At 63.3% G+C, this 23,508-nt stretch carries 20 protein-coding genes; 4 read left to right on the top strand and 16 right to left on the bottom strand.

Translation table 11 applies throughout. The features are described from left to right. On the bottom strand, positions 1-1,073 hold a 1,073-nt coding region (locus E3T34_RS04600), incomplete at its 3' end, for a hypothetical protein (protein WP_198412261.1). Positions 1,074-1,271: 198 nt separating this feature from the next. On the opposite strand from E3T34_RS04600, the gene E3T34_RS04595 reads away from it, so the two are divergent. After that, positions 1,272-1,709 carry a DUF1801 domain-containing protein gene (locus E3T34_RS04595; protein ID WP_134342306.1) on the top strand — a complete coding sequence of 146 codons (438 nt, stop codon included), beginning with the start codon at positions 1,272-1,274 and terminating at the stop codon, positions 1,707-1,709. 111 nt (positions 1,710-1,820) lie between these two features. Here the strand turns inward: E3T34_RS04595 and nrdF are convergent, their stop codons facing one another. The 4 genes from nrdF to nrdH all read right to left on the bottom strand — a co-directional run bounded on the left by nrdF (position 1,821) and on the right by nrdH (position 5,737). After that, complete coding sequence (gene nrdF, locus E3T34_RS04590) at positions 1,821-2,795, bottom strand: class 1b ribonucleoside-diphosphate reductase subunit beta (protein WP_104099273.1); 975 nt, start codon at positions 2,793-2,795, stop codon at positions 1,821-1,823. Between the two features lie 79 nt (positions 2,796-2,874). Continuing rightward, complete coding sequence (nrdE, locus tag E3T34_RS04585; RefSeq protein ID WP_134342310.1) at positions 2,875-5,007, bottom strand: class 1b ribonucleoside-diphosphate reductase subunit alpha; 2,133 nt, start codon at positions 5,005-5,007, stop codon at positions 2,875-2,877. A 5-nt stretch (positions 5,008-5,012) separates the two neighbouring features. Further along, the gene (nrdI, locus tag E3T34_RS04580) at positions 5,013-5,417 is read right to left on the bottom strand and encodes a class Ib ribonucleoside-diphosphate reductase assembly flavoprotein NrdI (RefSeq protein ID WP_134342305.1); all 405 of its coding nucleotides are present in this window, start codon (positions 5,415-5,417) and stop codon (positions 5,013-5,015) included. Between the two features lie 86 nt (positions 5,418-5,503). Continuing rightward, a complete protein-coding gene (nrdH, locus tag E3T34_RS04575; protein ID WP_035880942.1) occupies positions 5,504-5,737 on the bottom strand; it encodes a glutaredoxin-like protein NrdH in 234 nt (77 codons plus the stop codon). Positions 5,738-6,191: 454 nt separating this feature from the next. On the opposite strand from nrdH, the gene E3T34_RS04570 reads away from it, so the two are divergent. Then, positions 6,192-7,001 (top strand): shikimate 5-dehydrogenase, encoded by an 810-nt coding sequence (locus E3T34_RS04570; RefSeq protein WP_134342304.1) that lies wholly within the window; start codon positions 6,192-6,194, stop codon positions 6,999-7,001. 77 nt (positions 7,002-7,078) lie between these two features. On the opposite strand, the gene mmsB is transcribed toward E3T34_RS04570, so the two are convergent. The 9 genes from mmsB to galT all read right to left on the bottom strand — a co-directional run bounded on the left by mmsB (position 7,079) and on the right by galT (position 18,955). Then, a complete protein-coding gene (gene mmsB, locus E3T34_RS04565; protein WP_134342303.1) occupies positions 7,079-8,308 on the bottom strand; it encodes a multiple monosaccharide ABC transporter permease in 1,230 nt (409 codons plus the stop codon). 31 nt (positions 8,309-8,339) lie between these two features. Then, positions 8,340-9,869 carry a multiple monosaccharide ABC transporter ATP-binding protein gene (gene mmsA, locus E3T34_RS04560; protein ID WP_134342302.1) on the bottom strand — a complete coding sequence of 510 codons (1,530 nt, stop codon included), beginning with the start codon at positions 9,867-9,869 and terminating at the stop codon, positions 8,340-8,342. A gap of 163 nt (positions 9,870-10,032) precedes the next feature. Then, positions 10,033-11,103: a multiple monosaccharide ABC transporter substrate-binding protein gene (gene chvE / locus E3T34_RS04555; RefSeq protein ID WP_194087713.1), complete on the bottom strand. Its 1,071-nt coding sequence runs from the start codon at positions 11,101-11,103 to the stop codon at positions 10,033-10,035. A gap of 113 nt (positions 11,104-11,216) precedes the next feature. Next, positions 11,217-12,734, bottom strand: coding sequence for an L-arabinose isomerase (gene araA, locus E3T34_RS04550; protein WP_134342300.1), 1,518 nt, complete (start codon positions 12,732-12,734; stop codon positions 11,217-11,219). Further along, complete coding sequence (locus E3T34_RS04545) at positions 12,734-13,444, bottom strand: L-ribulose-5-phosphate 4-epimerase (RefSeq protein ID WP_134342299.1); 711 nt, start codon at positions 13,442-13,444, stop codon at positions 12,734-12,736. Before E3T34_RS04545 ends, araA begins: the two co-directional genes overlap by 1 nt. Continuing rightward, positions 13,441-15,159 (bottom strand): ribulokinase, encoded by a 1,719-nt coding sequence (gene araB, locus E3T34_RS04540; RefSeq protein WP_174843120.1) that lies wholly within the window; start codon positions 15,157-15,159, stop codon positions 13,441-13,443. Before araB ends, E3T34_RS04545 begins: the two co-directional genes overlap by 4 nt. Before the next feature lie 262 nt (positions 15,160-15,421). Next, positions 15,422-16,441 carry a LacI family DNA-binding transcriptional regulator gene (locus E3T34_RS04535; protein WP_134342298.1) on the bottom strand — a complete coding sequence of 340 codons (1,020 nt, stop codon included), beginning with the start codon at positions 16,439-16,441 and terminating at the stop codon, positions 15,422-15,424. 143 nt (positions 16,442-16,584) lie between these two features. Next, positions 16,585-17,745: a galactokinase gene (gene galK, locus E3T34_RS04530; protein WP_134342297.1), complete on the bottom strand. Its 1,161-nt coding sequence runs from the start codon at positions 17,743-17,745 to the stop codon at positions 16,585-16,587. After that, positions 17,738-18,955, bottom strand: a complete 1,218-nt coding sequence (gene galT / locus E3T34_RS04525; protein ID WP_134342296.1) for a galactose-1-phosphate uridylyltransferase — start codon at positions 18,953-18,955, stop codon at positions 17,738-17,740. The genes galK and galT overlap by 8 nt, the downstream gene beginning before the upstream one ends. An 85-nt stretch (positions 18,956-19,040) precedes the next feature. On the opposite strand from galT, the gene E3T34_RS04520 reads away from it, so the two are divergent. Both E3T34_RS04520 and E3T34_RS04515 read left to right on the top strand, forming a co-directional pair. Further along, positions 19,041-19,955: a DeoR/GlpR family DNA-binding transcription regulator gene (locus tag E3T34_RS04520; RefSeq protein WP_134342295.1), complete on the top strand. Its 915-nt coding sequence runs from the start codon at positions 19,041-19,043 to the stop codon at positions 19,953-19,955. Continuing rightward, entirely contained in the window at positions 19,952-20,917 is a 966-nt protein-coding gene (locus E3T34_RS04515) for an aldose 1-epimerase family protein (RefSeq protein WP_134342294.1), read from the top strand. The genes E3T34_RS04520 and E3T34_RS04515 overlap by 4 nt, the downstream gene beginning before the upstream one ends. A gap of 24 nt (positions 20,918-20,941) precedes the next feature. Here the strand turns inward: E3T34_RS04515 and E3T34_RS04510 are convergent, their stop codons facing one another. Together E3T34_RS04510 and E3T34_RS04505 are read right to left on the bottom strand one after the other, a co-directional pair. Then, positions 20,942-22,093: a cystathionine gamma-synthase gene (locus tag E3T34_RS04510; RefSeq protein WP_134342293.1), complete on the bottom strand. Its 1,152-nt coding sequence runs from the start codon at positions 22,091-22,093 to the stop codon at positions 20,942-20,944. Positions 22,094-22,134: 41 nt separating this feature from the next. Continuing rightward, on the bottom strand, positions 22,135-23,499 hold the full coding sequence (locus tag E3T34_RS04505; RefSeq protein WP_134342292.1) for a cystathionine beta-synthase: 1,365 nt from the start codon (positions 23,497-23,499) through the stop codon (positions 22,135-22,137). Positions 23,500-23,508: the final 9 nt, after the last annotated feature.

Raw genomic sequence — 23,508 nt, 5'->3', positions numbered from 1 at the left:
ATGTCGGCCGGGCAGGCGGCGATGCCGGACCCGCCGACATCCGTGCAGGTGAAGTCGACTGTGACGAAGCTCGTGTACCAGCCGTTGGCGTTCGCGTCGGCCGGGTCGAGCGTGTACGAAATCGTCGGGTCGACGGTGTCGACGGTGATCCCGGACACTGTCACGGACGCGGTATTACCGGCATTATCGGTCGCGGTACCCGTCACCGACTGGTCCGCACCGTCCATCAGGATCACGTCGGCCGGGCACGTGGCGATGCCGGATCCTCCGACGTCTTCACACGCGAAGTGGACCAGGACGCCCGAGTCCGTCGTGTACCAGCCATTGGTACCGTCGGGGTCTACCGGGTTGAGCGTGTACCCGATGGTCGGGTCGACCGTGTCGACGACCGTGTAGGTCACCGTCGCCGTTGGGGCGTTGAGCCCGCCGGCGTCGGTGTAGTCGCAGGTCGTGGTCTGGGTGCCGAGGCCATTCGACAGCGCCCCGGTGGTCACGGAGGCGGCCGTGGGGTTGACGTCTTCGGCGTCGACCACCAGGCAGGTGGCGGTCGGCACGGTACCGATTTCATAGCTGGCCCCGTTGCTCACCCCGTTGACCGAGACCGAAGGCGCGGTGTTCGTCGGAACCGGCTGGGTGATGCTAATGGGGATACCGACCTGGTTCTTGAATTCTCCGCCGCCGGCCGGCTGCGCCAGGATGAGGACCGTCACGGTACCGCTCTGGGCAGCGGTGCCCGCTGTGAAACTGACCGGGAAATCGTCGGTGCAGTTCGTGATGACCACGGGGTTGGGGCTGGCCGTGACGCCGGAGGGTGCGACCACGGTGAGTTTCAGCGGGCTATCACCCGCATCGATGTTGCATCCGATGTCGCCGTCACTCTTGCCGTTGGCGTTGAGCCTCATCGTGGCGCTTCCGGCCGTTTCCGATCCCGCAACGAGGGTGACACTGGCCGAACCCTCGATGCTGTCCTGAATGATGTCCGCGTAGGCAACCCCACCGAAGGCCAGGACGCTCACCGCCGTGATGGCGGTGATCGTCGTTGCGATACCCGTTCGCTTCAATATTCGTTTCATGGTGGCTGCCCCTGCGCTCGGCGGGAAAACCCTCGGGTGGGCCATCCCTCCCACGAAGGTATGTCTGCGCCGGATCCTCGGGAACGGCGGGGGCGTTCAAACAGCTAAACGCATGGTCCCAGGACCGTTTGAATCCCTAAACGCGTCAGAACCTCGGCACACATGCCCGGTCAGGGGTGCCCGCGCCATAATGGCGCCATGGCCGAAATCAAGACGCAGCCGACGGATGCCTCCGTCGAGGACTTCCTGGATGCCGCGACGCCCGCCCGCCGCCGCGCGGACGGCAAGGCCCTCGACGCGCTCTTCCGCGAGGTGACGGGCGCCGACCCTGTCCTGTGGGGTCCATCGATCGTGGGCTACGGCAGCTACCGCTACGTGTCGCCCGCGAACCCGCGCACCCGCGGAGACTGGCCGAAGACGGGGTTCTCTCCGCGCAAGGCGCAACTGTCGATCTACGGGCTCAAAGACCTCCCCGAGGGCGCCGCGCTCCTCCCGCGGCTCGGCGCGTACACGGAGGGGGCGGGGTGCGTCTACGTGAAGAAGCTCGACGACATCGACCTCGGTGTTCTGCGTCGGCTGGTCGCGATCGCCTGGTCCCGGGGCGACGACCCCGCGCCGGCGGCGGCCACGGAGTAGGTGGCCGGCCCGCACCCCGTCGAAACAGACAGTTCCGGTCGAGTTCGCCCGGCATAGCGGGCGACCTCGACCGGAACTGTCGACGTCGGCGGTGCGGTCACACGATCGGGACTAGAAGTCCCAGTCGGCGTCTTCCGTGTTGACGGCCTTGCCGATGACGTAGGAGGAGCCCGACCCGGAGAAGAAGTCGTGGTTCTCGTCGGCGTTCGGCGAGAGCGCGGCCAGGATGGCCGGGTTCACGTCGGTGACGGTCTTCGGGAACATGGCCTCGTAGCCGAGGTTCATCAGCGCCTTGTTGGCGTTGTAGTGCAGGAATTTCTTGACGTCCTCGGTCAGGCCGTGCTCGTCATAGAGGTCCTGCGTGTACTGGATCTCGTTCTCGTAAAGCTCGAACATGAGATTGAAGGTGTAATCCTTGATCTCATCGCGGCGCTCCTGCGACGACGCCTCGAGCCCCTTCTGGAACTTGTAACCGATGTAGTAACCGTGTACAGCTTCGTCCCGGATGATCAAACGGATGAGGTCGGCCGTGTTGGTGAGGCGGGCGCGGCTCGAGAAGTACATCGGCAGGTAGAAGCCCGAGTAGAACAGGAACGACTCGAGCAGAACCGAGGCGACCTTGCGCTTGAGCGGGTCGTCGCCCTGGTAGTACTTCATCACGATCTCGGCCTTGCGCTGCAGGTTGACGTTCTCCGTCGACCAGCGGAACGCCTCGTCGATCTCCTTCGTCGACGCGAGGGTCGAGAAGATCGAAGAGTAGCTCTTGGCGTGCACGGACTCCATGAATGCGATGTTCGTGTAGACGGCCTCTTCGTGGGGCGTGATCGCATCCGGAATCAGCGACACGGCACCCACAGTGCCCTGGATCGTGTCGAGCAGGGTCAGCCCCGTGAACACGCGCAGGGTGAGCTGCTGCTCCGCCGGGGTGAGCGTGGCCCAGGACTGCACGTCGTTTGACAGCGGGACCTTCTCCGGCAGCCAGAAGTTGTTCGTGAGGCGGTTCCAGACCTCGACGTCTTTTTCGTCTTCGATCTTGTTCCAGTTGATCGCGTCAACGTGGGAGACGAGCTTGAGCTTGTCAATCATTGGTTGTTCCTTAGTCGGCGGTGCATAGGCGATTCAGCGTTCGGAGAGCTCGGGTTCGGGGAGCTCGGGGCAAACTCACTCAGAGAGCGCAGGAAACACAACCCTCGACCTCGGTGCCCTCGAGGGCCATCTGGCGCAGACGGATGTAGTAGATGGTCTTGATGCCCTTTTTCCACGCGTAGATCTGCGCGCGGTTGATGTCGCGGGTGGTGGCGGTGTCCTTGAAGAACAGCGTCAGCGACAGGCCCTGGTCGACGTGCTGCGTGGCAGCGGCGTAGGTGTCGATAACCTTCTCGTAGCCGATCTCGTAGGCATCCTGGTAGAACCCGGTGTTGTCGTTCGTCATGAACGGCGCCGGGTAGTAGACGCGGCCGAGCTTGCCTTCCTTGCGGATCTCGATCTTCGACGCGATCGGGTGGATCGATGCGGTCGAGTTGTTGATGTAGGAGATCGACCCGGTCGGCGGCACGGCCTGCAGGTTCTGGTTGTAGATGCCGTGCTCCACAACGGATGCCTTGAGCTCGGCCCACTCTGCCTGCGTGGGAATGTGCACGTCGGCCTGCGCGAACAGCTCGGCGCCGCGCGCGGTGGCCGGCTCCCAGATCTGGTCGGTGTACTTGTCGAAGAACGTGCCGGAGGCGTAGGTGGATTCCTCGAAGCCGACGAACGCATTGCCGCGCTCGATGGCCAACTTGTTCGAGGCGCGGAGGGCGTGGAACAGCACCGTGTAGAAGTAGATGTTGGTGAAGTCGATGCCCTCTTCGCTGCCGTAGTAGATACGCTCCCGGGCGAGGTAACCGTGCAGGTTCATCTGGCCCAGGCCGATGGCGTGCGACTTGTCATTGCCGTCTTCGATCGAGCGCACGGAGGAGATGTGGCTCTGCTCCGACACCGAGCTGAGGCCGCGGATGGCGGTCTCGACGGTCTTGCCGAAGTCGGGCGAGTCCATGGACAGGGCGATGTTCATCGACCCGAGGTTGCAGGAGATGTCCTTGCCGATCTGGTCGTACGACAGGTCCTCGTTGTAGGTGGTCGGGGTATTGACCTGGAGGATCTCCGAGCAGAGGTTCGACATGTTGACGCGACCCTTGATCGGGTTCGCCGCGTTGACGGTGTCCTCGAACATGATGTACGGGTAGCCGGACTCGAACTGGATCTCGGCGAGCGTCTGGAAGAAGTCGCGGGCTTTCATCTTGGACTTCTTGATGCGCGGGTCGTCAACCATCTCGTGGTACTTCTCGCTGACGGAGATGTCGGCGAACGGCACCCCGTAGACGCGCTCGACGTCGTAGGGCGAGAACAGGTACATGTCCTCGTCTTTCTTCGCCAGCTCGAACGTGATGTCGGGCACGACCACGCCGAGGGACAGCGTCTTGATGCGCACCTTCTCGTCGGCGTTCTCACGCTTGGTATCGAGGAAGCGCATGATGTCGGGGTGGTGCGCGTGCAGGTAGACCGCGCCGGCACCCTGACGGGCACCGAGCTGGTTGGCGTAGCTGAAGGAGTCTTCGAGCAGCTTCATCACCGGGATGATGCCGCTGGACTGGTTCTCGATCTGCTTGATCGGTGCACCGGACTCACGGATGTTGCTGAGCAGCAACGCGACGCCGCCGCCCCGCTTCGACAGCTGCAGCGACGAGTTGATGCCGCGGGAGATCGACTCCATGTTGTCTTCGATACGGAGCAGGAAGCAGGAGACGAGCTCCCCGCGCTGCGCCTTCCCAGAGTTCAGGAAGGTGGGGGTGGCCGGTTGGAAACGCCCGGCGATGATCTCCTCGACGAGGGAGATCGCGAGCTGCTCGTCACCCTGAGCGAGGCCCAGCGCGGTCATCACGACTCGGTCTTCGAAACGCTCGAGGTACCGTTTTCCGTCAAACGTCTTCAGCGTGTACGAGGTGTAGTACTTGAACGCGCCGAGAAAGGTCTGGAAGCGGAATTTCTTCGAGTACGCCAGCTTGTTGAGGTCGGTGATGAACTCGAACGAGTACTGGTCGAGCACGGCCTGCTCGTAGTATTCCTTCTCGACGAGGTAGTCGAGGCGTTCGCGCAACGTGTGGAAGAACACCGTGTTCTGGTTGACGTGCTGCAGGAAGAACTCCCGCGCAGCCTCGCGGTCCTTCTCGAACTGGATTTCCCCGTTCGGGCCGTACAGGTTGAGCATGGCGTTGAGGGAGTGATAATCCATCGCCAGGCCGGGAGCCGGGTGAGCCATGGTCTTCACGGCTGTTGCTTCCAAAATTCTTCCAATCCGTCGTGAACGATGCGCACATCATCCGGAGTTCCAAATACTTCAAAGCGATAGAGGTGCGGCACCTTGCACTTGGCGGCGATGATGTCGCCGGCCAGGCAGTAGGCCGTACCAAAATTCATGTTGCCGGCACCGATGACGCCGCGGATCAACGACCGATTGGTCTCGTTGTTCAAAAACTTGATGACCTGCTTGGGCACGGCCCCGCCCTCGCTGCCGCCACCATAGGTGGGCACGCAGAGCACGAACGGCTCCTCGGCGACGAGTGGTTCCTCGCGCGCATGGAGAGGTATGCGCGCCGCCGGCCGACCGAGCTTTTCGACGAACCGACGGGTGTTGCCCGACGTGCTCGAAAAGTACACGATGTCAGTCATCTACAGTTAGCGATTCTGATTGGGCCAGGCATCCGGGCGAGTGCGGCCGGATGGGTGCTGGGTGCTGGGTGCTGGGGCGGAGTGAACTACGCGAGGCGAGCGGCGAGTGCGTTGATCTTGTCGGGACGAAAACCCGACCAGTGCTCTTCGTCGGTGATCACGACGGGCGCCTGCAGGTAGCCGAGGGCCTTGACGGCCTCCAGGGCATTTTCATCGACCGAGAGGTCGAGCACTTCATACTCGATGCCCTTGTTGTCGAGGGCACGGTAGGTGGCCGTGCACTGCACGCAGGAGGGCTTCGTGTAAACGGTGATTGCCATGGTTATGGCCTTTCTTATTGGCAGTTCAAGGGTAAATCTGTTCGGCCTGCTTCGCAAGTATGTTCTATAGAACCTTGCGGTTGGCGAGAATATTCCGCCGTCAACCAGGAAGCACGGTGAGCAAGTTTGGCGCCAAGCCGTAGGGCCTGACTAGAGTTCCAATACTACATCTTGTGATCCGAGTTCGATAGAGCCACTACATGCAGTAATTACAATTATGTAGTTATCCACCGACATTCCACATGTTACGCACAGTCCCCCGGCTCGAAACCGCCCGAATTCCGCGGTGTCCGAGGCAGTTATTCACAGGGCAGCCGACGGCACTGAATTTGCCTGTGGAATTGCGGGCGGCGTGTCGCGGCGGTGTCGGCCACGAGCCCACCATGGGCATTGACGGGAGAATATCGGACATCGCCCGGCCGGTCCCATCGCCGATACCCGCCACACTATATCCATGCCCATTCTTAATAGAGACATGACCCTGTGCATCTCGCTGTCGGCGCGGCCCAGCAATATCGGTACTCGGTTCCACAATTATCTCTACGAGGAAGTCGGTCTCAACTACATTTACAAGGCGTTCGCCCCGGTCGATCTCGCCGATGCTATCGCAGGCGTTCGAGGGCTGGGCATCCGCGGTTGTGCGGTGTCGATGCCGTACAAGGAAGACGTAATTGCTCTCGTCGACGAGATGGATGCCTCGGCGCTCGCGATCGACTCGGTGAACACCATCGTGAACGACAATGGTCGACTGCGTGCCTACAACACCGACTACACCGCTGTTCGCCGGTTACTCGCCCAGCATGACATCTCCCCCGAGCTTTCGGTTCTGGTTCGCGGCAGCGGCGGCATGGCCAAGGCCGTCACGGCCGCGCTACGCGACGCGGGATTTCAGAGCGGTACGATCGTCGCGCGCAACGAAGTCACCGGACCAGCTCTCGCCGCTCTCTACGGCTACGCCTGGGCACCACGCGTCGGCGCTCTGACAGCTGACCTCCTAATCAACGTCACCCCGCAGGGAATGGCGCCCGATGAAGCGCGCTTGTCCTTTCGTACCGAAACCATTGCGGCTGCGCTCGTGGTCTTCGATGTCGTCGCCTCCCCCTCGGAAACGCAGCTCATTCGCGCTGCCCGAGCGGCCGGCAAGCCCGTCATCACCGGCGCCGAAGTCGTGGCGCTACAGGCGGAGGAGCAGTTCGTTCTCTACACGGGCATTCGACCGACCCCCGACCAGATCCAACGAGCTGCGGCGTTTTCCCGCGACTAATCGGTGTGACACAGGACAGGCCGGAACGCTCGCGCGTTCCGGCCTGTCCTGTGTGTGACGTGGCTAATGCACTGCTGTCAGCGACCGCCGGAGCGGCGCTTGTTGTAGACGTCAAAGGCTACGGCGAGAAGCAGCACGAGGCCCTTCACTGCCTGCTGCCACTCAATACCGATGCCGAGAATCGACATGCCGTTGTTGAGCACACCAATGATCAAGCCTCCGATGATGGCGCCGCCCACCGTGCCGATGCCGCCCTGTACGGCCGCACCACCAATGAATGCAGCGGAGATGGCCTCGAGCTCGAAACCGTCACCGGCTTTCGGCCCGGCCAGGTTGAGGCGGGCGGTGAAGATAAGTCCCGCGAGGGCCGCGAGAATTCCCATGTTCACGAACAGGTAGAAATCCACCTTGCGGTTCTTGATACCCGAGAGTTCCGCAGCGTGGCGGTTGCCACCAATCGCGTAGATGTGACGACCGAATACCGTGCGGTTCATAACTACGCCGTAGATCAGCACGAGCACGGCGAGCACGATCAGGGTGACCGGGATTCCCTTGTAGCTGGCTAAAGCGTACGCAAAGAAGCCCAGAGCCGCAGTGATGAGCACGAGCTTGGCCACGAACCAGACGAAGGGCTCGACCTCCTGGCCATACTTGGCCCGGCCGCGACGGGTGCGCACCTGCTGCACGATCACGGCGATCACGGCGATCACCCCAACTCCGATGGTGAGGGGGTCGATGTCGAACTCGCCGAACACATCAGTCAGAAATCCGTTGCCGAGCGCACGGTACTCGGCCGGGAAGGAGCCGATATTCGAGTTTCCCAGCACGACCAGGGCGAGGCCACGGAAGATGAGCATGCCGGCCAGCGTCACGATGAAAGCCGGAATGCCTACGTAGGCGATCCAGAAACCTTGCCAGACGCCCACGAGGGCACCGATGCCGAGAGACAGGACGATGGCGAGCCACCACGGCAGGCCCCACTGCACGGCAAAGACGCCTGAGCACGCTCCGACGAAGGCCGCGACCGATCCAACCGACAGGTCGATGTGGCCCGCGACGATGACCATCACCATGCCGATCGCGAGAACGAGAATGTACCCGTTTTGCACGATCAAGTTCGAGATGTTTTGCGGGCGCAGAAGGATACCGTCGGTGAGAACCGTGAACAGCACCACAACTAGAACCAGAGCGATGAATATACCGTTTTTCCCAAGGTCGGCCAGCACGTGGCTGAGCCAGGATGCCGCCTTATTCTCACTCGGATTGACCAGGCCTCCCGCGGCCGGCGTGGCTTTTTGATCACTCATTGAATTTCTCCTTTATCCGCTAGCGCCGGCGCTAGCGGGCCTTTTCCATGGTCATGTGCTTGATGAGAGTCTCCGGGGTGGCGATTTCAATCGGGAACTCCCCGGTGATGGCGCCCTCGGCGAGAGTGTAGATTCGGTCGCAGATTCCCAGCAGTTCCGGCAACTCCGAGGAGATGACAATAACGCCCTTGCCCGCCGCGGCAAGTTTGTTGATGATGGTGTAGATCTCGTATTTCGCCCCGACGTCGATACCGCGAGTGGGTTCGTCGAGAATCAACACGTCGGGATCTGAGTAGATCCACTTCGACAGCACCACCTTTTGCTGATTGCCACCGGAAAGCTTGCCGGTCTTCACGAGCACGTTTGGAGCCTTGATGTTCATGCTGGTGCGGTATTCGTTGGCGACCTGATACTCCTCGTTGTCGTTCACCAGGCCGTTCTTCACGAGCCGGTGGAGCGCCGCCATCGATACGTTGCGCTTAATGTCCTCAATCAGGTTGAGGCCGTAGGTCTTGCGATCCTCGGTCGCATACGCGATGCCGTTATCGATGGCTTCGGTCACGGTACGGGTCTTGATCTCGGTGCCGTGCTTGAATACTTTGCCGGTGATGCGACTGCCGTAGGAACGCCCGAAGAGGCTCATTGCGAATTCGGTGCGTCCCGCTCCCATGAGTCCGGCGATTCCCACGATCTCGCCGGCGCGCACGTTGATATTGACGTGGTCTACCATCATTCGTGTGGTGTCTTGCGGGTGGTAGGCGGTCCAATCCTCCACTCGAAGTATCTCCGCCCCGATGTCGGGCGTGTGATCCGGGTAGCGGTGTTCGAGGTCGCGACCAACCATGTCTTTGATGATGCGCTCTTCGGTGACATCGACCTTGGCTATGGTTTCGATGGCCCGGCCGTCTCGAATAATCGTGACGGAGTCGGAGACTTTCTTAATCTCGTTGAGTTTGTGGCTAATGATGATCGAGGTGATGCCCTGCCCCTTCAGATGCAGAATGAGGTCGAGCAGGTGGTCCGAGTCATCATCGTTGAGCGCCGCCGTTGGCTCATCCAGAATCAGGAGCTTCACCCGCTTTGAGAGTGCCTTGGCGATTTCGACGAGCTGCTGCTTGCCGACGCCGATGTCCATGATGCGGGTCGTCGGGTTTTCTCTCAACCCCACGCGCGCGAGAAGCTTCGCAGCCTCTAAGTTGGTTTTGTTCCAGTCAATGAGACCCAATGCGCCTCGTTGCTCGTTGTTCAGGAAGATATTCTCGGCAATGGACAGGTAGGGGCTGAGGGCGAGCTCCTGGTGGATGATCACGATCCCCTTGGCCTCGGAGTCGCTGATGCTCTTGAACTCGACGATCTCGTCCTCGAAGACGATGTCTCCCGTGTAGGTACCGTGCGGGTAGACACCGCTGAGCACCTTCATCAGGGTCGATTTTCCCGCACCGTTTTCGCCGCAGATGGCATGCACCTCGCCGCGACCGACGTCGAGCGTCACCTCGGAGAGCGCTTTTACGCCGGGAAACGTCTTGGTGATGCTGCGCATCTCAAGGATGTTCGTGGTCACGTGAGCACCTTCTTCATTCCTTTATTGAATGGGCAATACCGGTCTGGAGCGAAAATATACAAATCGCCAGCCGGAGAATTGAAACGGCTGAGCGGCCGGCGGGGAGCAGCTGACTCCCCGCCGGCCGTTCTGCGTGGTGTGGAACGGTGAAACCGGGAAGGACCTAGCCGTTGATTTCTGCTTCGGTCCAGTAGCCCGAGTCGATGAGCAGGGCCGGGATGTTGTCTTTGACCACGATCGCCGAGTCGAGCAGGAACGACGGAACAACCTTCACTCCGTTGTCGTAGTCCTCGGTGTTATTGACCTCGGGCTCGTCGCCGTTGAGCAACGCGACGGCCATGTCCACGGCGACGGAGGCGAGTTCGCGGGTGTCCTTGAAGATAGTGCCGTACTGCTCACCCGAGTTAATCGCCTTCACCGAGTCGATCTCGGCGTCCTGGCCGGAGATGACGGGCCAGCCGTCTCCGACGCTGTAGCCCGACCCCTCGAGGGCCGAGATGATGCCACGGGAAATACCGTCATACGGGGACAGGATTGCGTTGACCACGGTGCCGTCCGAGTACTGAGCGGTGAGAAGGTCCTCCATGCGAGCCTGAGCTTCTTCTCCGGCCCAGCGCAGGGTTGCAACCTGCTCGATGTCGGTCTGGTTGCTCTTGACCACGAGCACGCCGTCGTCGATCAGCGGCTGAAAGACATCCATGGCACCGTCGAAGAAGAAGAACGCGTTGTTGTCATCGAGCGAACCGGCGAACAGCTCCAGGTTGAACGGACCGGCGGGCGCGCCCTCAATGGGAGTACCGTCGAGTTCGACGAGGCCAAGGCCGTTCAGAACCGACCAGGCCTGCTGCTGTCCGACCTTGAAGTTGTCGAAGGACGCGTAGTAGTTGACGTTCTCGGTGTCGCGAATGAGGCGGTCGTAGGCGATAACAGGAATGTCTGCATCAGCAGCATCCTGCAGCACGCTGGTGAGCGTCGTACCGTCGATCGAGGCCACGATCAGGGCTTCCGCGCCCTTGGTGATCATGTTCTCGATCTGCGAGACCTGCATCGGGATATCGTCCTCGGCGTACTGGAGGTCAACGGTGAACCCCTGTTCCTCGAGCTGGCTCTTGACGGCGTTACCGTCGGCGATCCAACGCTCGGAGCTCTTGGTCGGCATGGCCACGCCGATGAGTCCCTTATCGCCGCCTCCGTCGGTGCCGCTGCCGGTGCCGCCCGCTGAGCAGGCTGCCATCGATACCACGAGGGCACCCGCAGCCACGACGGCGAAGATTACGTTCTTTTTCACTGTGTTACCTTTCATTCGATTTATCGTCATTGATGCGCAATTGCAGGATTGTGGAACGGTTACATGCCTTGCGCCAGTCGGTAGTAGGACTGATTCCAACGCACTTCGCGGCTAAAATCGCGCAGGGTGGTGGTCTTATCGATCACGAGAAGCTCAGTGCGAGCGATCTCGGCGAAATCGTGGAACACCTCGATACCGACGGATGTCGACATCACGGTGTGGTGGGCGGCGCCGGCGGTCAGCCATGCGGCCGCGGAGGTGGCGAAGTCGGGTTCGGGGCGCCAGACGGCGCGCCCCACGGGCAGCTTCGGGAGGGCCTGAGTCGGCTCGACAACCTGGACGACGTTCGCGACCAGACGGAAGCGGTCGCGCATGTCGCTCATGGCAACGACCACGGCAGGCCCGGCATCCGCCGTGAATACCAGGCGCACGGGGTCTTCACGGCCTCCGATACCGAGCGGGTGGATCTCCAGGCTCGCCCTGGCCGATGAAAGTGCCGGGTTCACCTCGAGCATGTGGGCCCCGAGGATGAGTTCCGCCCCTGGCGTGAGGTCGTAGGTGTAGTCCTCCATCAGGCTGGCACCGCCTGGCAGGCCAGCACCCATAACGTTGGCGACACGCACAAGCACTGCGGTCTTCCAGTCGCCCTCCGCTCCGAAACCGTAACCCTGCGCCATCAGGCGTTGCACGGCCAGCCCGGGCAGTTGTCGCAGCGCGCCCAGGTCTTCGAAACTCGTCGTGAACGCGCCGAATCCACCCTCTTCGAGAAAAGACAGCAGGCCGAGTTCCTGCGCGGCACCGTAGCGAAGCGACGCATGGCGGTCTCCGCCAACGCGCAGCTCGGGTGCCACATCGTAGAGCTCTGCATATTCGGCCACGAGCACGTCGATCGCAGCGTCGGAGACGGAGTCGACGACCTCGGCCAGTTCGTTGACGGGCCAGGTATTGACCTGCACTCCAAAGCGCAACTCGGCCTCGGTTTTATCACCCTCGGTCACGGCCACGTAACGCATGTTGTCGCCGAACCGGGCAAGCTTCATGCTCCGGCTTGCGGCCCAGCCCGCAGCGGCACGGGTCCAGGATCCGATACTGCCCGACACGGCCGGGTTCGACACGTGGCCGACAACGGTCTTGCGGGTTACACCGAGGCGCGTCTGAATGTAGCCGAACTCCCGGTCACCGTGGGCTGCCTGGTTGAGGTTCATGAAGTCGAAGTCAATCTCGGCCCAGGGCAGTTCCACATTCGCCTGGGTGTGCAGGTGCAGCAGCGGCTTGGTGAGGGCGTCGAGGCCGGCAATCCACATTTTCGCCGGTGAGAAGGTGTGCATCCAGGCGATGAGGCCGATCACGGAGTCGTCGGCGTTCGCGTCGAGTGCGGCGCGGCGGATGGACTCGGAGCCCGTCAGCACGGGCTTCCAGACGATCTTCACCGGGACGTCACTCGACGCATCGAGGGCCCGGGCGATTTCCTGGCTCTGCTCAGCCACCTGGCGCAGGGTCTCTTCGCCATAAAGGTTCTGGCTTCCGGTGAGGAACCAGACCTCGACGTGGTCAAGGGTGGTGTTGAGGGCAGCCATTACTGAAGTTCTCCTTGGGGCGCTTGTCCGTAGACGTTCTGGTACCGGTCGAACAGAGAATCAACCGCCGGCTGCGGAATAGCAACGAGCGGCCCACCCGCACGGGCCAGGTGCACGGTGCGAGCGACATCTTCGACCATGACAGCGGCCTTCACCGCGTCGCGGGCGTCCTTGCCAATCGTGAACGGGCCGTGGTTCGCCATCAGCACCGCGCGGGAGCGGTGCCCGGTCAGGGTCTCCACGATGCCCCGCCCGATGGAGTCGTCACCGATAATGGCGAACGGGCCCACCGGCACCGGGCCGCCGAATTCGTCGGCCATCGCCGTGATCACGCACGGAATCGCTTCGCTCCGCGCGGCCCACGCCGTGGCGTAGGTGGAGTGCGTGTGCACAACGCCGCCGACGTCCGGCATGTGCCGGTACACGTATGCGTGGGCCGCGGTGTCACTCGAGGGGGACCGATCACTTCCCGGGGTGCCGGGAATGACCTGTCCGTCGAAATCGCACAGGATCATGTTCTCGGGCGCAAGGTCGGCGTAGTCAACACCGCTGGGCTTGATCACGAACAGGTCGGCGCCGGGCACCCGACCAGAGACATTGCCACCCGTCCACACGACGAGGGCGTTCCTGGTCAGCTCACCGTGCAGCCGGGCGATGTCGGCCCGCACGCGGGCGATTGCAACCTCGATCTGAGGCCCGAAGGTGCTCATGACAGCACCGGCAGGCTTGCGGGGGCCACGGCATCCGCTGCAGCAGCAGCAATAGCGCTACGCTTCAACGCCTTCAGCCGGTGCATCACATCGTTCTCACCACGACCGAAGTAGTCATGCAGCTGCGTGTACTCCGCATAGAGCAGGTCATAAGCGGATGCCGCCGCCTCGTTCGGCAGGTACACGTTCTTATTGAGCTTGCCCATCTTCTCGCCAGCGGCGCGCACGTCGGGGTAGGCCCCCGCCGCGACGGCGGCGTGGATCGCGGAGCCGAGTGCCGGGCCCTGGTCGCTTGCGATGGTCGAGATCGGCAAGCGCAGGATATCGCTGTAGGTCTGCATCAGGAACGCGTTCTTGAGCAGTCCGCCCGCCACGATGAACTCGGTCACCGGCACGCCGGAATCCTGGAACGTCTCGACAATGGTGCGGGTGCCAAAGGCCGTCGCCTCCAGGAGGGCTCGATAGACCTCTTCCGTGCGGGTCGTGAGCGTCGTACCCACAACCAGTCCGGAAAGTTCGTGGTCGACCAGCACCGATCGGTTGCCGCTGTGCCAGTCGAGTGCAACAAGCCCGTGCCCGCCGACGGGCTGATCCTTGGCCAGGTCGGTCAGGTACTGGTGCACGCTCTGGCCGGCCGCGGCCGCCTCGTCGTGGTATCGCGCGGGAACCTGGGTGCGCACGTACCAGGCGAAAATGTCCCCCACGCCGCTCTGGCCGGCCTCGTAGCCGTAGAGCCCGCTGACAATGCCGCCGTCAACGACGCCGCACATGCCGGGAACCTCGGCGAGGCGGTCAGAGTTCATAACGTGGCAGGTGCTGGTGCCCATGATGGCGACCATCTGGCCGGGATTCACGGCCTGCGCTGCGGGGGCAGTCACGTGCGCGTCGACATTGCCCACGGCAACCGCAATGCCTTCCGGCAGACCGGTCCACGCGGCGGCCACGGCCGTCAGGGTGCCAGCGGATGCGCCGAGCTGGCCAATCCGATGCGCCACCTTGTCCACGGCAAACCGGGCAAAAGCAGGATTCAATGCGCCCAGGAACTCTTCGCTCGGGTACGCACCATCCTGCAAGATTCCTTTGTAACCAGCCGTGCAGGCATTGCGCACATACTCGCCGGTCAGCTGCCAGACAATCCAGTCTGCCGCTTCGACCCAGTGGTCCATGCGGGCGTACAGCTCGGGGTCTTCCTCCAGCAGCTGCAGACCCTTCGCGAATTCCCACTCGCTCGAGATGAGGCCCCCGTAACGCGGCAGCCAGCTCTCGTCGCGCTCGAAGGCAAGGTCGTTGATGCGGTCAGCCTGCGATTGGGCCGCGTGGTGCTTCCACAGCTTCACGTAGGCGTGCGGGCGGGACGCATATTCGGGCAACTCGCACAGCGGGGTGCCGTCACTGATCACCGGCACCATCGTGCAGGCCGTGAAATCGGTGCCGATGCCGATAACACGGGTGGGGTCGATTCCCGCATTTCGAACCGCGGCGGGAACGGCGCTTTTCAGCACCGCGACGTAATCCTGGGGTACCTGCAGGGCCCACTCGGGCGGCAAAGCGGTCGCGGTCGCGGTCGCGGTGAGCGTCGTGTCCATCACGGCGTGCGGGTAATCAAGAACGGCGGAGCCCAATTCGACGCCATCCGACACACGCACGACAACGGCCCGGCCGGAGAGGGTGCCGTAGTCGACGCCGATCACATACGATTCGAGCTGCGCGGACACCTGCTCACTACTCACGAATGTGACTCCCTTGTCGATGGCCGTGCTGTGTTCGATCCAGGTCGCGGTGTGCTCTGACAATCCGACAGTGGCGACTTGTCGCCGGCGCCGGGTGAGACTCTTCCACGAAATGTGACCGTTCACATCGTAGTTGTCATAGTAGCGGTAGACATGATTCGCGTGTCAAGTACGCAAGGTTACGTTTCCGTAACGGAGATATTCCTCCAGAATTGAACGCGAAACCTGCCCATGCACGAGCCCCGCTTCAAAACGACGGAGCCGCCGTGGACGAGCGCACGATCAGCTCGGGAACGAGGGTGTCGGGATGCACGGTGCCTTCTCCAGCAATCTCGGACAGCAAGACGGCGATGCACCGGCGTCCCAGCTCGGCAAAATCCTGCCGCACTGTCGTCAGGGGCGGCCAAAAGTGCGCAGCTTCCGGGATGTCGTCGAAGCCCACGATGCTCACGTCGCCCGGGATGCTCAATCCGGCGTCGTGCAGGGCATGCATAAGCCCGAGTGCCATTTGATCGTTGGATGAGAATATCGCGGTGAAGTCGCGCACTCGCAGCAGTTCCCGCCCGACCTGGTAACCGAAGTTGGCGGTCCAATCGCCGAGAATGGGGGCCGTGGTGGGAACGTCCCTGGCTCCCATCTCTTCCAGGAACCCGTGCATCCGGGCTTCGGCCTCGATCCAGTTCTGTGGGCCCGCCAGATGAAAGATGCGGCGGTGTCCCAGTTCGATGAGGTGGCGGGTGGCCAGCCGTGCCCCGGCTATCTGGTCGACGAAAAGCGTGCGGTTCCCGCGGTTGCCCTCGGATTGCAGCGTCACGAACGGCACATCGATCGACAAACGCTGCAGAGCGGCGAAGACACGTTCCTGCGGGGCGATCACGACAATGCCCTCAACGCCCTGGTTCAACAGGTGGTCGAGAGCCCCCTGGATAGATTCGGGTTTGTCCCCGGCAATATTCGCAATATTGACGAGGTATCCGGCGTCACGACCAGCATCCTGAATCGCCGCGATACTGCTCGCCGGACCGTATTCGGCACTCGAGGCGGATAGCACCCCGATGGTGCGCGAACGCCCCCGCGAGAGGTCTCGAGCAGCCCTGTTCGGGCGGTAGTGCAGGTCCTTCATAGCCTGCACCACGCGAGCTCTGGTGGAATCCCGAATGCTCGGATGGTCGTTGAGCACCCGAGACACGGTCTGGTAGGAGACCCCTGCTACGCGCGCAACGTCACGGATGCTCGGCGCGCGCGCCTTGGGTACTTCAATCGACACGACAACACCCCGCTGAGATGTGAGCGGTCACAATTGTGATCCACCCTCATTATGCCCCGACCGCCGCCGAATGTGACAGTCACAATGCTGTAACCGTGCGCCAGACACCGCGCGGATTCCCCGGTGTGGCAGCACCCCGGTGGTTACTGCTCGCGGTGCGCCCCGCCCGCCGCCCGCACCACGAACATGACCGGCGCCGCATAGCCGCGGCTGGCGAAGGCGGCACTGACAGCGGCCATCACGGTCGGAAGAGCGTCGCGAGGGGTGAGGGCGATCGCGGCGCCGCCGAAGCCGCCCCCGGTCATCCGTGCGCCGATCGCGCCGGCTGCGCGGGCAGTTTCGACGGCGAGATCCAATTCGGGCACCGAGATTTCGAAGTCGTCCCGCATCGATAGGTGCGAGGCATCCAGCAATGCGCCAATCTGGGTCGGTCCCTGCTCGCGGAGTGTCTGCACGGTGTCGAGCACCCGCTGGTTCTCAGTCACAATGTGCCGCACCCGGCGAAAAGTCTCATCATCAAGCACGACGGCGGCCCGATCGAGATCGTGCAGAGTCAAGTCACGCAGGGATGACACGCCCATGAGGCGCGCACCCCGTTCGCAGGATGCCCGACGAGAGGCGTAGCCGCCGGTCGAGTGGGCATGGCTCACCTTGGTGTCGATGATCAGCAGATCGAGGTCGACCGAGTCGAAGCCGAGCGGAACAATCTCGGAGACGAGGGTTCTGCAGTCGAGGAACACTGCGGCGTCCGGGCTGCCGAACAGTGACGCGGACTGGTCCATGATGCCCGTCGGCGCGCCAACAACCCTGTTTTCGGCCAGCTGGCCAGCTCGGGCGAGGGCTCGCTGATCGAGGCCAAGCCGCCACAGGTCGTTGAGCGCGACAGCGACGGCGCTTTCGATCGCGGCCGACGACGACAGGCCAGCTCCGATCGGTACGTCGGAAACGATGTACGCGTCGAATCCGGTCACGGCGTCGAGCGGAGCGCCGATCTGGCCGAGCGCCCAGGCGACGCCGAGCGGATAGGCCGACCAGTCGTGCAAATTCTCGGGAACGAGCTCGTCGAGGCCGAGTTCGACGGTCTCCTCGGCGAAGGTACTTGCGACTCGAATCAGTCGGTCTTCGCGGGGCGCAAGCGCGACGATTGTTCGCCGGTCAATCGCGAAGGGGAGAACGAAACCTTCGTTGTAGTCGGTGTGCTCACCGATCAGGTTCACCCGCCCGGGAGCCGACCAGAGGCCGGCGGCCGGCGAATCGAATCGGGCTTCGAATCCGGCGAGCGCGGTGCGGGTCAGGTCATGCATGCTCAGATACCTCACGGGTGGTCGGGGTCGTCGATTCGGTACGATCGGGCGTGGTGGAGCCGGACGCGGATGCATCCGCTGCATCGGCTCGGTCGATCGCCGCGCGAATCGTGATTGCCGCCTGTTCGGGGGTGACATCACCGATCCAGGCTCCCATCGCTGCCTCCGACCCGGCGAGGTACTTCAGCCTGTCCTCCGCACGACGGGGGCTCGTCACCTGCAGCATCAGCCTGATCTCCGACCGCCGAGCGTGAACGGGGGCCTGATGCCAAGCCGCGATGTAGGGCGTCGGTGTCGTATAAATGGCGTCGATCCCACGGAGCAGCCGTCGGTACAGAACCGCGAGCTCGTCGCGCTCGGCGAGGGTCGTGCCCGCAAAATCCGGAACGTGGCGATGCGGGAGCATGTGCACCTCGATGGGCCAGCGCGCTGCGAACGGCACAAAAGCGGTCCAGTGGGAGCCCCGCACGATGATACGTTCACCGGCCTGCTCGTGCGCCAGGATATCCGCGAACAGCGTGGGTCCATAGGACTCCAGCGAGGCCACTACCCGTTGGGTGCGGGGCGTGACGTAGGGGTAGGCGTAGATCTGCCCGTGCGGATGCCGCAGGGTCACACCGATGGCCTCGCCGCGGTTCTCGAAGGGGAAGACCTGCTCGATGCCGGGTAAGTTCGACAGTGCGTGCGTGCGGTCGGCCCAGGCCTCGATCACGGTACGGGCGCGGGTGACCGACAGGCTGGCAAACGAGCCTTCGCTCTCGGGGCTGAAGCAGACGACTTCGCAGCGTCCGACGGACGTGCGGGTGCGTCCCAGTCCAATCGTCGACAGGTCGGTGAGGTCGACGGGAGCGTCGGCATCCGTTAGTAGCGGGCCGAAAGAGGGTGTCTTGTTCTCGAAGACGGCGACATCGTAGTTGCTAGGCACCTCGGACGGGTTCTCCGGCGTCGATGGAGCGAGCGGATCGAGGTTGGCGGGCGGCAGGAACACCCGGTTCTGCCTGGCTGCCGCGATGGACACCCATTCCGCAGTCAATGGATCCTGCCGCATACGGGCGGTGGCGGGGCGCGGATCGAGCTCCCGCAGGTCGGGGGCCTTGTGCTCCAGAAGTTTCGTGTCCGGGTCGTCGAAATAGATGAGGTCGCGCCCATCGGCAAGGGTGTGGCGCTGGCGGGAAATACCGGTATCGGCGACGAAGTCTGCGTGTGTCATGGCGATCCCTACAATAACGGATTGTCGCAATAGAAACTAATACTTTCGTATTGAAAGAAATGTATAACTAAGCGAAGATGGATATATGACTTCTGCTGACCCGACCGCCTCACCGTCGACGGCACGTGCCCGCCCTCCTGCAACGTCGTCGGACCGCGACGCGCTGCCCGGTCCGGTCAGGCGAGAGCAGATCCACCGACTCATCGATGAGCGGGGCTTCGTGCGGGTCAGCGAAGTCCGCGAGGCCTTCGGGGTCTCCGGCGTCACCGCCCGGTCCGACCTCGATGCGCTGGAAGCTGACGGCACGGTGCAACGCGTGCACGGTGGGGCGGTAGTAGTGCAGCGACGCGACTACGCGGAGCGACCACCGTTTGAATCGTCTTTTGAACAGGCACTGGCAGCATCCGTGGGGCCGAAACAACAGATCGGCGCCCTCGCGGCCGGCCTCGTCTCGAACGGGCAGAGCGTAATCCTTGACGTTGGCACGACCACTCTCGCGGTCGCCCGTGCCCTGGTGGCTCGATCGGACCTCACCGACGTCGTCATCATCACCAATGGGCTGAGCATCGCGCTCGAGCTTGAACCGGCCATCCCGCGGTTCACCGTAATCGTCACCGGGGGATCTCTGCGCCCGCGCCAGCACTCACTCGTCGAGCCGCTCGCCGCTACGGTGCTCAGCCAGGTGCATGCCGACCTCGCCTTCATCGGCTGCAATGGCGTGCACGCCGAAGCCGGCGTCACCAACATCAATCTCCCAGAGGCGGGCATCAAGAAGCTCATGCTCGCCGCAGCGACCCGGTCAATCGTGGTGGCCGACGCCTCCAAGCTCGGCCAGGTCCATCTCGGCCAAGTCGGGTCTCTCCGGTCGTTCCACACACTGATAACGGATGCTGCCGCCGCCACCCCAGCGCTCGCCCCCCTGCGTGAGGCCGGCCTGGGCGTTCTGCAACCGGAGTCGCCGACCACACCAGAAACCGACACAGGAGCCACAAAGTCATGAACAACGACACCACTCTCGACCGAACCCAGGCGACCGTTCGCGATCGCCCCCGTTCTGGTACGCAGTTCACCATCTCCCATTCCGGGTACTCGGCGGTGATCGCGAGCATTGGGGCCAGCGTCAGAACGCTTCAATATGACGGGCGAGACCTCATTGTTCCCTTCGAAGCGGATGCCCTGCGACCGAACTATCGAGGCGCGACCCTGGCCCCCTGGCCTAACCGGATAGTGGACGGCCGCTACACGCACGACGGCGTCGAATACCGCCTTCCGCTCAACGAACCGGACAGGGGGCACGCCCTGCACGGGCTGGTCTGCTGGCTCGACTTCGCTGCCGTGCATCAGACCGACCGTGCCGTCACACTCGGTGCCACGATCGAGCCGCAGGACGGCTACCCCTTTCGTCTGGCAATTGAAGTGACGTTCACGATCAGCGAGCGTGGACTATCAACGACGGTCTCGGCGACCAACCTGGGTTCAGAACGAGCACCGTTTGGAACCGGGCCGCACCCCTACCTGGTAGCTGGTCCGGGTCGCGTCGACGACTGGACCCTGCACCTCCCGGCCAACGAAGTGATGACGGTCACCGAAGATCGACTCGCGCCCGCCGGTATCGAACGCGTTGAAACTGAATCGAATGGTGCCTTCGACTTTCGGACACCGCGGCCCATCGCCGGGACGGCGATCGACCACGCCTTCACCGCACTCGTGTGGGATGCTTCGGATACCGCGACGGTACGCCTGATCGATCCCTCCGGCTCAGGGGTTGCGATGACCTGGGGCATCGAGTGCCCGTGGGTGCAGATTCATACCGCAGACCTTCCCGCCCCGGCGAAATCACGACTTGGGCTTGCCGTAGAACCCATGACCTGCCCACCGGACGCCTTCAACTCCACGATCGACCTGATCTCTATCCGGCCCGGCGAGACGACCAAGGCGTCGTGGAACATCAGTGCGCTCTAACCGGTACCTGGCCATGTGGCCCCGCTATCCGCGGGGCAGGGCGCTCTCGAGGTCGGCGATGAGGTCGTCGACGTCTTCGATGCCGACCGACAGACGCACGATATTGTCGGGCACCTCCAGTTCGGTGCCGCGCACCGAGGCGTGCGTCATCTCGGAGGGGTAGTTCACAAGCGACTCGACGCCGCCGAGCGACTCGGCCAGCTGGAACAGGTGTGTGGCTTCAGCAAAGCCGCGCGCCGCCGCGGCGCCACCGGCGAACGCGATGGAGATCATGCCGCCGAAGCCGGACATCTGCTTTGTGGCCAGCTCATGGCCGGGGTGGTTGGGCAGCCCCGGGTAGAAAACCTGCTCGATCGCCGGGTGGCCGTCGAGATACTCGGCGATGGCCTGCGCGTTTTTGCAGTGGCGCTCCATCCGCACCGAGAGCGTCTTGATGCCGCGCACGGTGAGCCAGGCGTCGAGCGGAGCCGAGACCGGGCCAGCCGCGAACTGCAAGAATTGGGCCTTCTCGTGCAGCTCGTCGTCGTTGATGATGAGGGCGCCGCCGAGCACGTCGGAGTGTCCGCCGAGATATTTTGTGGTCGAGTGCACGACCACGTCAGCGCCAAATTCCAGCGGATGCTGCAGCGCAGGTGACGCAAAAGTGTTGTCGACGATCGCGACCACGCCGTGGCGATGCGCGATCTCGGCAAGGGCCGCAATGTCGCTGATCTTCATGAGCGGGTTGCTCGGTGTCTCGACCCAGAGAATTTTTGTCTCCGGGCGGATGGCCGCCTCGACCGCAACCAGGTCGCTCATCTCCACCGTGCTGTTGCGCACGCCCCACGCGGCGTGCACCTTGTTGATGAGGCGGTGGGTTCCGCCGTAGACGTCGTTGCCGAGTACGACGTGGTCGCCAGGCTTGAGGATTGCGCGCAAAATAGTGTCTTCCGCGGCAAGTCCGCTCGCGAACGACAGGCCGTGCTTACCGCCCTCGAGCGCGGCGAGCAGGCTCTCCAGCACGGTACGCGTGGGGTTGCCGCCGCGGCTGTACTCGTAGCCGCCGCGCAGGTTGCCGATGCCGTCCTGCACATAGGTGGAGGTCTGGTAGATCGGCGGGATGACGGCACCGGTGGTCGGGTCGAATTCCTGACCGGCGTGGATGGCGATCGTGTCGAACTTCTGGGTGTTGGCCATTGCGGGCTCCCTGCTGGTCTGCGTATGAATAGAACTGTAAGTTAGACGCTCAGATAGCTGAGCAGGTCGTGCCGGGTGATGACGCCGAGCGGCTTGCCACCGTCGGTCACGAGCAGCGCGTCGTGCTCGGCGAACGCGGCTCGCGCTGCGGCAACCGGCTCGTTCACACCGATCAGGGGCAGCGCATCGCCGACGATTGAACCGACCCGGTCGGTGAGCTTGGCGTCGCCGGAGAAAACGAGGCCCATCAAGGCACGTTCATCGACCGCGCCGAGTACCTCGCCCATGACGACGGGGGGCTTGGCGCTCAGCACGAGCAACTGCGACACACCGCCCCTCGTCATGGTTTCGATCGCGTCGTGCACGGTGTCGCCCGGGTGCACGTAGACGAACGCGGGAAGGCCCCCGCTCTTCGCTCCGAGCAGGTTCCCCACCGTGTGACCGGTCGGCGCGTTGCTGAAACCGTAGCTGCGCATCCAGCCGTCATTGAAGATCTTGCCCAGGTAGCCGCGCCCGCCGTCGGGCAGCAGCACGACGATGGTGTCGTCGGCGCCGAGGGTTTTCGCCGCGCGCAGGGCGGCGACGACGGCCATGCCGCTCGAACCTCCGACCAGAATGCCCTCTTCGAGGGCGAGCCGGCGGGTCATCGCGAAGGAGTCGGCGTCGGAGACGGCGATCACCTCGTGCACGACCTCCGGGTCGTAGGCGCCCGGCCAGAAGTCCTCGCCCACGCCCTCGACCAGATACGGCCGGCCGGTGCCACCGGAGTACACCGAGCCCTCCGGATCGGCGCCGATGATGCGCACGCTCTCTCCCGAGACCTCGCGCAGGTACCGTCCGGTACCGGTGATGGTGCCGCCGGTGCCGACGCCCGCGACGAAGTGGGTGATCGTGCCGTCGGTGTCGCGCCAGATCTCGGGCCCGGTCGTCTCGTAGTGGCTGAGCGGGCCGTTCGGGTTGAAGTACTGGTTGGGCTTGAAAGCCCCCGGGATCTCCCGGGCCAGCCGGTCGGACACGCTGTAATAGGAGTCAGGGTGGTCGGGGGCGACGGATGTCGGGGTCACCACAATCTCCGCGCCGTAGGCCGTGAGCACGTTGCGCTTGTCCTCGCCCACCTTGTCCGGCAGCACGAACACGCACTTGTAGCCGCGTTGCTGGGCAACGAGAGCGAGGCCGACGCCCGTGTTGCCCGAGGTCGGCTCGACGATGGTGCCGCCGGGAAGCAGGAAGCCGTCCCGTTCGGCGGCATCGATGATGCGCACCGCGATGCGGTCCTTCGCGGAGCCGCCCGGGTTCAGGTACTCCAGCTTGACCAGCACGGTGGCGCTGACGTCAGCCGTCACCTTGTGCAGCCTGACCAGGGGGGTGTCACCGATGAGGTCGAGAACGGTGTCGGCAATTTTCATCGAGAGTCC

Origin of the sequence: Cryobacterium sp. TMT1-62 (assembly GCF_004403145.1) — a bacterium.
Taxonomy (GTDB): domain Bacteria; phylum Actinomycetota; class Actinomycetes; order Actinomycetales; family Microbacteriaceae; genus Cryobacterium; species Cryobacterium sandaracinum.
The sequence above is the reverse complement of the archived record's forward strand: the minus strand, read 5'-3'. Positions and strand labels throughout refer to the sequence as shown.